Raw genomic sequence first — 3,370 nt, forward strand, 5'->3', positions numbered from 1 at the left:
CGGTAGCTGACCGGCGCCTGATAGTTGCGTCGCCCATCGCCGGCGCCAACCAGAAACTCCCGCAATCCCTGCAGGGCAGCCGTTTCATGCTCATCGCCCCAGAGCGTGTCGAGCGCCGCGTCATAGTGCTCGAGCGGCGCGCGAAACGCTTCGATCGACAGCGCGAAAACTTTTTGCGCCATGCGGATGCGGCGGCGCCCCGCGAGCGCTGCGTCGGCCACCAAAGCGGCGGCGCAGGGCGAGCCGTTGATGAGCGAGCCGCGTTCCTTGACCTCGAGGTCGAAGCGCGTCGAAAGTTCTGCAAACAAGGGATAGAGCGCCAGGATCTCACCGGCGCCGCCCTGGCCGGAGGCCGGCACGACAGGCATCGGCCCACCGTCGAGCATCGCGGCCACGGCAAGCGCGATGCGCGGCGTGGTGGCGGCGTTGCCCTCGATGAAGTTTGTCAGACGGGCAAGCACGATCGCCCTGACCACGCGATCCGGCAAGGGATCGCCGAACGAGGTGGCGGCGGCAAACGCCTTGATGCGCGCATGGCGATCACGCTCGTCAGGTTCGAGCTTTCGGCTTGCCAATTCCCCCATGGCGGTTGTGACGCCATAGATGACCGGTGGCGGATCGGATTCAATCAGCTTCAGAAACGAGACGCGGCATTCGGCGATGCGCTGCAAGGCCTTCTCGCTGATCTCCACCGTGTCCTTCTTCCAGGCGACGCGGAAGACAGTGTCGAGGTTGATGTCTTCACGCGTCGACAGGCTAACTGGCATGCTTCACACCATCGGAAATAAGGGACTTAGTAGAGTGGTTCCTCGAACAGCGTCTTGTCGCCGTCGACCAGCGCCTTGATCTGCGCGGTGCCGTCGCCGGCAAGAGCAAGACGGATGCCGAATGGCCGCACCCGCATGTCGTTCTGGATCGCCATCCCCTCGCCTTCCGGCAGATAGAAGCGCTCGATGCCATAGTCCGGCGCGATGGTCGCCTCTTCGCCGCGAAGGTCCCAGCCTTCGGCGATGTGGCCTAGAATATCGGCCTCGTCGGCGGTTGCCATCGTTGGCGCCTTGCCGAACCAGGCGGCCGTCGGCTGCCAATAGCCGTCGGCGCCCTTCTTCAGGCGCACCACAATCGACGTATCGTCGCTTGAAAATTTGTCGGGCGGAATGTTGGCGATCATTTTCACCGGTATGCGTGAAATCTCGTAGCCCAGGATAATATAGTCGCCGCGCAGGAGGTCGCGCGGATCGACGGGTTCGATCTTCAGCAGCACTTCCTTGCCGTTGCGCAGGATCGCCGCCCGGCCGGCGATGATCCAGCTCAGGAAGCCTATCTGGACGAGCGCCAGCACCAGCGCCGAGATGACAAGCCTTTTCCCGGTGATCATGCCGTGGCTCCCTTGGCGTCTGGGCCCTTCATGCGTTTTTCCACGCGGATGATGACGATCGCGAGGATGCCGAGCAGCACCGCGGCGGCCAGGAAGAAACCGGCCGTATCGAGCATCGATTGCAGGGTCACGACATAGATGATGGCGAGTTCGAAGGCGAAGCCGAGATAGGCAAGCCAGCGTAGCCCACGGCTCTCCCGTCCTGCCAGCACGATCGCGGCGACAACACCGGCCAGCGCGATCGCCGAAGCGAGGGCAAAACCGCTGTTGTAGGTGCTCTCGTCGGCGAGTTCGAACTGGATCATTGCGAGGCCGGTGAGGAAGGCGAGCAGCGCGTGCAAGGGCAAGCGGCCGCCGAGTTGCACGACCCGGTCGACCGGGCCAGGCGCGAAGACCGAGGCCGCGAACAGCAGCGCCGAGGCGACGACCAGCGGGATCGCCACCTGCAGCGTGTCGTGGTTGGTGACCAGCAGCATGAGATAGAACAGCACCGACAGGATAATCAGGTGGCGCGCCGCCTGGCTGCGGGTCCAGAACGAGACGGCAAACAGCACGATCGCCATCACGACGAAGCCGTGCGGAAAATCGCTGCGGCTGTAATAGTCGAAGCCTTTGAGGACCAGCCAGGCATCGGCGATGCCGACCGAAGCCACCGTCAGCGGGTTCGATCGCAGCGCAACCGCCGCCAGCGCCGTGCCGGCTCCCCAGGTCACCAGAGCCGAGGCCTCGTCGCCCGAGAGATGATACATCTGGCCGATCAGCGCGATCGAGCCGCCGAAAGCCGCGGCCGCCACGATCCACAGCGCTTCCCCGATTGCCGCATGGTCGCGGGCCTTCAGCACCGCGCCGCCGACATAGCCGCCAAGGATGACGGCAAACAGCGCCGCCACGCGCGCCAGCCTCGGGATCGCGTCCCAATTGGCGGCGACGAAAATCAGGATGGCGGCGCCGAACAGCAAGGCGGCCATCATAGCCAGGATCGAGCCGAAGCTCAGCGACTTGCGCTCGTTGGCCTCGACATCGCGCGCCAGCGAATCGGCCGTCGCGGCGTCGATCATGCCGGCCTGCTGCCAGCGCGCGATATCCGCCCTGACCCGCGACGAATAGCTCGCCATGCTGCTTCTCCCCCCCAAGTTTGGTCTTTTTTGCAGCCGATCCGGTCAAGCCGTTGACGCTTAGGCATTTTCCGATTCGGGTTTCTTTGTGTCAGGTCCGTGAACGAGCGTTAATGCTGCATTGCACAATTTGCATTGCTGCCATGCAGCCATAGCGCTTTTAAATCGATATGGGTCCGCCTATTTATAGTTCGTACACAAACGGAATGATCCGCAAGAAAGACGAAACGAGAACTACCATGAACCTGATCCGCAACTACCGCAACTGGCGCCGCTACAGGGACACCGTGTCCGAGCTGAGCCGCCTGAGCAACCGTGAACTGACCGACCTCGGCATCAGCCGCAGCGACATTCCTTACGTCGCTCGCAAGGCGGTCTAATTCTTCGGACCGCGAATGGTCCGAACCAGTTTTGAAAAAGAGAACGACAATGAACCTGATCCGCAACTATCGTAACTGGCGCGTTTATCGCGAGACGGTTACCGAGCTGGGTCGCCTTTCGAACCGCCAGCTGCATGATCTCGGTATCGTCCGCGACGAAATCAAGATCATCGCCCGCCAGGCGATCTAGACAGAATTTCGCCAGGGTCGACCTCCTCCCCGACCTTGACGAATACGGTCACCCCTTACCTCCTCCCAAGGGTTGACCACCAAAACGGCGCCCGCCGCACCTCCTCCCGCGGCGGGCGTTGTTTCCCGGCAAATCGAATTTTGCCCCAAAGGTTTCGCTCCTTTTCAAACAGCGAAAGAGTTTTCGTCAAAGCCGACCTCCTCCCCGGCGATGACGAATCGGCCCGACCTTCACCTCCTCCCGAGGGTTGGCCACAAAAACGGCGCCCGCCGCACCTCCTCCCGCGGCGGGCGCTGTTTCCCAGGGG

The 3,370-nt window shown here is 62.7% G+C and carries 5 protein-coding genes; 2 read left to right on the top strand and 3 right to left on the bottom strand.

Going from position 1 to position 3,370, the window contains the following annotated elements; translation table 11 throughout:
* The 3 genes from EN949_RS33995 to EN949_RS34005 all read right to left on the bottom strand — a co-directional run.
* On the bottom strand, positions 1-767 hold a 767-nt coding region (locus tag EN949_RS33995), incomplete at its 3' end, for an aromatic amino acid lyase (protein ID WP_164782640.1).
* Positions 768-793: 26 nt separating this feature from the next.
* Positions 794-1,378 carry a GDYXXLXY domain-containing protein gene (locus tag EN949_RS34000; RefSeq protein WP_063168109.1) on the bottom strand — a complete coding sequence of 195 codons (585 nt, stop codon included), beginning with the start codon at positions 1,376-1,378 and terminating at the stop codon, positions 794-796.
* Positions 1,375-2,493 (bottom strand): DUF2157 domain-containing protein, encoded by a 1,119-nt coding sequence (locus EN949_RS34005; RefSeq protein ID WP_063168110.1) that lies wholly within the window; start codon positions 2,491-2,493, stop codon positions 1,375-1,377. Before EN949_RS34005 ends, EN949_RS34000 begins: the two co-directional genes overlap by 4 nt.
* 239 nt (positions 2,494-2,732) lie before the next feature.
* Between EN949_RS34005 and EN949_RS34010 the strand changes: the two genes are divergently transcribed.
* Positions 2,733-2,873, top strand: a complete 141-nt coding sequence (locus EN949_RS34010; RefSeq protein ID WP_013531315.1) for a DUF1127 domain-containing protein — start codon at positions 2,733-2,735, stop codon at positions 2,871-2,873.
* Positions 2,874-2,922: 49 nt separating this feature from the next.
* Complete coding sequence (locus EN949_RS34015; RefSeq protein WP_013531314.1) at positions 2,923-3,063, top strand: DUF1127 domain-containing protein; 141 nt, start codon at positions 2,923-2,925, stop codon at positions 3,061-3,063.
* Positions 3,064-3,370 lie beyond the last annotated feature (307 nt).

This window comes from Mesorhizobium sp. M7A.F.Ca.US.007.01.2.1, assembly GCF_003998165.1.
Classification (GTDB): domain Bacteria; phylum Pseudomonadota; class Alphaproteobacteria; order Rhizobiales; family Rhizobiaceae; genus Mesorhizobium; species Mesorhizobium ciceri.

Excerpts from the sequence above, each read along its gene's own strand:
- EN949_RS34000 (WP_063168109.1), bottom strand. The coding sequence starts at position 1,378 with ATGATCACCGGGAAAAGGCTTGTCATCTCGGCGCTGGTGCTGGCGCTC.
- EN949_RS34005 (WP_063168110.1), bottom strand. The coding sequence starts at position 2,493 with ATGGCGAGCTATTCGTCGCGGGTCAGGGCGGATATCGCGCGCTGGCAG.
- EN949_RS34010 (WP_013531315.1), top strand. The coding sequence starts at position 2,733 with ATGAACCTGATCCGCAACTACCGCAACTGGCGCCGCTACAGGGACACC.
- EN949_RS34015 (WP_013531314.1), top strand. The coding sequence starts at position 2,923 with ATGAACCTGATCCGCAACTATCGTAACTGGCGCGTTTATCGCGAGACG.